At 54.2% G+C, this 4,384-nt stretch carries 5 protein-coding genes; 1 reads left to right on the top strand and 4 read right to left on the bottom strand.

Translation table 11 applies throughout. The annotated features are described in order from the left end of the window. Positions 1-35: 35 nt before the first annotated feature. Positions 36-554 carry a type IV pilin protein gene (locus tag ACQY36_RS07930; RefSeq protein WP_428078732.1) on the top strand — a complete coding sequence of 173 codons (519 nt, stop codon included), beginning with the start codon at positions 36-38 and terminating at the stop codon, positions 552-554. 78 nt (positions 555-632) lie between these two features. On the opposite strand, the gene ACQY36_RS07925 is transcribed toward ACQY36_RS07930, so the two are convergent. The 4 genes from ACQY36_RS07925 to ACQY36_RS07910 all read right to left on the bottom strand — a co-directional run. Next, positions 633-1,874 (bottom strand): DUF1015 domain-containing protein, encoded by a 1,242-nt coding sequence (locus tag ACQY36_RS07925; protein WP_428078730.1) that lies wholly within the window; start codon positions 1,872-1,874, stop codon positions 633-635. Further along, on the bottom strand, positions 1,874-2,827 hold the full coding sequence (locus tag ACQY36_RS07920) for an NAD(P)-dependent oxidoreductase (protein WP_428056785.1): 954 nt from the start codon (positions 2,825-2,827) through the stop codon (positions 1,874-1,876). Before ACQY36_RS07920 ends, ACQY36_RS07925 begins: the two co-directional genes overlap by 1 nt. Then, positions 2,824-3,993, bottom strand: a complete 1,170-nt coding sequence (locus tag ACQY36_RS07915) for an aminotransferase class V-fold PLP-dependent enzyme (RefSeq protein WP_428056783.1) — start codon at positions 3,991-3,993, stop codon at positions 2,824-2,826. The genes ACQY36_RS07920 and ACQY36_RS07915 overlap by 4 nt, the downstream gene beginning before the upstream one ends. 156 nt (positions 3,994-4,149) lie before the next feature. Continuing rightward, on the bottom strand, positions 4,150-4,384 hold a 235-nt coding region (locus ACQY36_RS07910; protein WP_428078729.1), incomplete at its 5' end, for a hypothetical protein.

Below are 4,384 nucleotides of genomic sequence, written 5' to 3'. Positions count from 1 at the left end.
GAATATCAACTTATATAAATAGGGGGATATATCCCATGCAAAAAAGTCTCGGATTCACGTTAATAGAGCTGTTGGTAGTCGTTTTAATCATCGGTATATTGTCGGCTGTCGCTCTGCCGCAATATACCAAAGCAGTGGAAAAAAGCCGTGCGGCGGAAGCCATTAGCGTTTTAAATGCGTTATATCGCCAATATCAGCTTTGTTATTTATATGGGGACCAGCAAAATTGTGATATGGGAGAGTCTTTTGATGATTATGACGTTCCTCCTCCCGGCACAAAACTTTCCAACGGATGTTATAAAACAAAGGATTGGTATTATTGTCCGCCGACCCAATCAGATATTATAGCCTACCGTGTCACTTCCGCCAGTTCTGATACGTCTCCCTGGCGGAACGCTGCGGGTTCATTGACTATGTGGGGATATGGCTGGGGGGCAAATGGAGATAGTTGTTTAGGTACAATTTCCTGCCAAAATGGAGATGATACCGGCTTTTGTAAAAAAATTGGATTTACGGCGACCCGTCGTGATTGCAGCGGTACGGTACAGCCATAAGAATATAAATCCCCTAACTTTACTAAATACTAATGAATATCAAACAAAACACCCCGGGCGGAAGCCCGGGGTGTTTGGCTATTTGTCTTCGTATTTGTAAATCACCAGGCCGCTTCTGAGCTTCGGCTCAAACCAGGTGGATTTAGGCGGCATAATTTTATTGGCGTCCGCCACTTTCATCAGCTCTTCCATAGAGGTGGGGAACATAGAAAATGCCACCTGCCACTTCCCGCCGTCCACACGTTTTTTAAGCTCGCCCAGGCCGCGTATGCCGCCCACGAAATCAATGCGTTTGTCCGTGCGCGGGTCGCCAATGCCCAATACGGGCCCCAGCAGGTTTTCCTGCAGGATGCTTACGTCCAGCGCGGCCACCGGGTCGTGCTCGTCAAACGAGCCTTTTTTGGCGCGCAGAGTGTACCACTGCCCGCCCAGATACATACCGAACTCGTGGCGTTTCTGCGGGCGTTCTTTGCCGGTTTTTTCCACGTCAAACTTATCTGAAATTTTAGCCAGAAAATCTTTTTCAGTAAGTCCGTTTAAGTCTTTTACCAGGCGGTTGTAATCCATCACATAAAGCTGCCCGGCGGGAAAAATAACGCTTAAAAAAAAGTTGTATTTTTCTTCGCCCGTGTGTTTCGGGTTATGTTCCCTGCGCTGGCGCGCCACATTGGCCGCGGCGGCGGAGCGGTGGTGTCCGTCTGCGATATAGAGTGTGGGGACGGCGGCGAATGCGTCCATCAAAAATTTGATGTCCTGCGGATCGTCAATCACCCAGAATGTGTGCTTTATGCCGTCGTCCGCAGTGAACGAATAAACCGGGAATTCCGCCGCAATTTCGGCCGTTTTTTCGTTGATGGCGGCATTGTCCGGATACGTTAAAAACACCGGGCCCGTGGTGGCCGAAAGCGCGTGCACGTGGCGGGTGCGGTCATCCTCTTTGTCCTTGCGGGTCAGTTCGTGTTTGCGCACGATGCCTTTTTCGTACTCATCCGTAGAAGCCGCGGCCACCAGCCCGTACTGGGTGCGTCCGTCCATCGTCTGCGCGTAGAGGTAGAAGGCCGGTTTTTCGTCCTGTTTCAGCACGCCCGTTTGGATGAACCGCTCCAGGTTTTCTTTGGCTTTGGCGTACACTTCGGGCGCGTACAAATCCGTGCCTTCGGGCAGGTCAATTTCCGGCTTGTCCACGTGCAGGAAGGAATACGGGTTGCCTTCGGCCATTTTGCGCGCTTCGGCCGAGTTCAATACGTCGTACGGCGGGCAGGCGATTTTTTCGCAGTGCCCGGCGGGGCGGAAGCCCCGGAAAGGTTTTATCGTAGCCATCAGTTCACCCGGTGTAAAAATTTTCCGGCGGCGGCGTATTCGTTGATAATGTCCACGGCCATTTCCGCCACGGCGTCCTGCGCCTGTTCGGTGCTGGCGCCGATGTGGTGCGTCCCGTAAAAGTTTTCGGCGCCTTCAAACGGCGTGTAATCAAAGGCTTTGTCGTTTGCTTTGGGCTCGGTTTCGTACACGTCCAGCGCGGCGCGGATGTGTTTGGTTTTCATCGCTTCGGCGAGGTCTTTGGTTACCACCAGGCCGCCGCGCGCGGTGTTGATAAACGTGGCGCCGTCTTTCATCGCGTCAAAGAATTTTTTGTCAAACAGGCCGTGCGTCTGCGGTGTATCGGGCAGGTGGACGGTAATCACGTCGCACATGGCGGCCAGCGTGTAAATATCCGGCTCCGGCGTGATGTGAAGCTTGGCGAACAGTTCCGGCTTGTCGTACGGATCGTACGCGACCACTTTCATCCCGAACGCCTGCGCGCGCTTGGCCACTTCTTTGCCGATGTTGCCCAGCCCGATGATGCCCAGCGTGCGGCCGAAAATCCCTTTGGCCTTGCTGTATTCCGCTTTGTTCCACACGCCGGCTTTCAGGTCGCGCGTGTTGTGGTACAGCCGGCGGTCCAGCGCCAGCATAAGGCCCATCGCCAGTTCGGCCACAGCGATGGAGTTGGTGCCCGGACAGTTGCAAACGGCCACGCCTTTGTCGGCGGCGTGCTGCGTGTCTATGGTGTCGTAGCCGGCTCCGGCGCGGATGATGAGTTTTAAATCTGTTCCCGCGTCAATCACGGCGGCGGGCACTTTGGTGCTGCGCACGATGAGCGCTTCATTGTCTTTTACGGCGGCGGGCAGGGTGGTTTCGTCCAGGCCCGGGTCGTCGGTAATCTGGTGGCCTTGTTTGGCGAGCACTTCTTTCCAGCGGGCCGGAAATTTATCGGCAATCAGTATTTTCATTTAGCCTCCAAACGCAGCTGGCGGACGATTTCGTCCACCGCGGCGGTGAGTTTTTCGTATTCGCCCGTGCCGTGAATGTCCACGAACGGGAAGCACGCGATGCGCAGAGAATTTTGCTTGACGGAAGAATACTTTTTAATGCCGTCCGCCAAGTTGGCCAGGCCCGTGGCTTTTAAGGCGGCGGAGATGTCCGCGTCTTTGAGGTTCGGGTCGGTTACTTCCAGCGTGAGCGTGGTGTAGGAGCGGTGTTTTTCGTCCTTAATCAGCGGGGCGAGGTAATCCGTCTTGGCGGCCCAGGCGAGCAGATAGTCCGCGTGTTTGCGGCACAGCGCGTCCATGGCTTTTAGGCCGCCGTTGGCGTTCATCCATTTGCAGGCTTCGTTGAACATCCAAATGTTGGTGGTGGAGGGGGTGTTGACCGTCTGGCATTTTTCCTGCGCTTTGGCGGCGGCTTCCGCCAGGTCCAGCGCGTAGGGCACGGTGCGGTATTTTTTCACCTCTTCCAGGCGTTTGACGGCCGCCGGGCTCATAATAATTACGCTGGAGCCGCCGCCTACGCCAAAGCATTTTTGCATGGAGAAGAGCATCACGTCAAATTTATTTTTCGGCAAATCGCGTCCGCCCGCGCAGGAGGTGCAGTCCCAGGCGATTAAGGTGTCTTCGCCTTTGGCTTTCCAGGCTTCTTCCAGGTATTCGTCCGGGATTTGGGTGCCGGTGGAAGTTTCGTTGGGCGTTAAAATCACCAGGCTGGCGTTATAGTCGGGCTTTTGGGCGGGGAAAAATTCGTTTTCGCCCGCTTCGCGGATGGAGCGGATGACGTTGGCTTCCAGGCGCGAAGTGATTTTTTTGGCCCAGAGTTTGGAAAACGCGCCGAAGGACAGGCCGGAAATGGAATTTTTGGTAAGGTTCCACACCACGGCGTCCATGGCCGGGGTGGCTCCGCCCATAAAAAAGATGACGGTGTAATCTTCGGGCAGGGAAAGGAGCGTGCGCAGGTTGTCCGCGGCTTCTTTATATAAGCCGTCGGTGGAGATATCTTTGGCGCGGTGGCTGCGTTCAAACTGGGTCTTGCAGACGGGAGTTTCGCGGATGACGGGATGGCCCTGGCTGGGGCCGCAGGTAAAAGTGGAGGCCGGCAGTTTGGCGGCGTCTAATTTAATGTTCATCTAGTATTCTCCTTATGTTCGTAATTTTCTTCATTCTAGCAAAGTTTTGGCGCAAAAAATCATCTTTATTTAAGGTTAGAAAAACGGGGGGAAATCCCGTCGGAAACGGCCCGCGGGGGCGGATGGGTGCGGCCGTTTTGCTGTTTTATGCAGGTCTTAGCCCTGTTTATAAAATGCCTCAAGGCGGAAGAATGTTTTTACTTGTTTGAGCGATAGCGAGTTGTAAAAACATCCGCCGCGAGTGCGTTTTATAGGGCCCGAACCCTGCGGGCCGCCTAAGCGAGCTTTTTGCCTACTTTTTGTCGGCACAAAAAGTAGGGAATAGTTATAAAAACGGTGTGGCTCAATCAGTCGGATGTGTCCGCATAGAGAACCGCCCCCTGGAAGGGGT

This window comes from Candidatus Avelusimicrobium alvi, assembly GCF_958451995.1.
Lineage (GTDB): Bacteria > Elusimicrobiota > Elusimicrobia > Elusimicrobiales > Elusimicrobiaceae > Avelusimicrobium > Avelusimicrobium alvi.
Note: the sequence above shows the minus strand (reverse complement) of the source record. Positions and strands in the feature narration are given on the sequence as shown.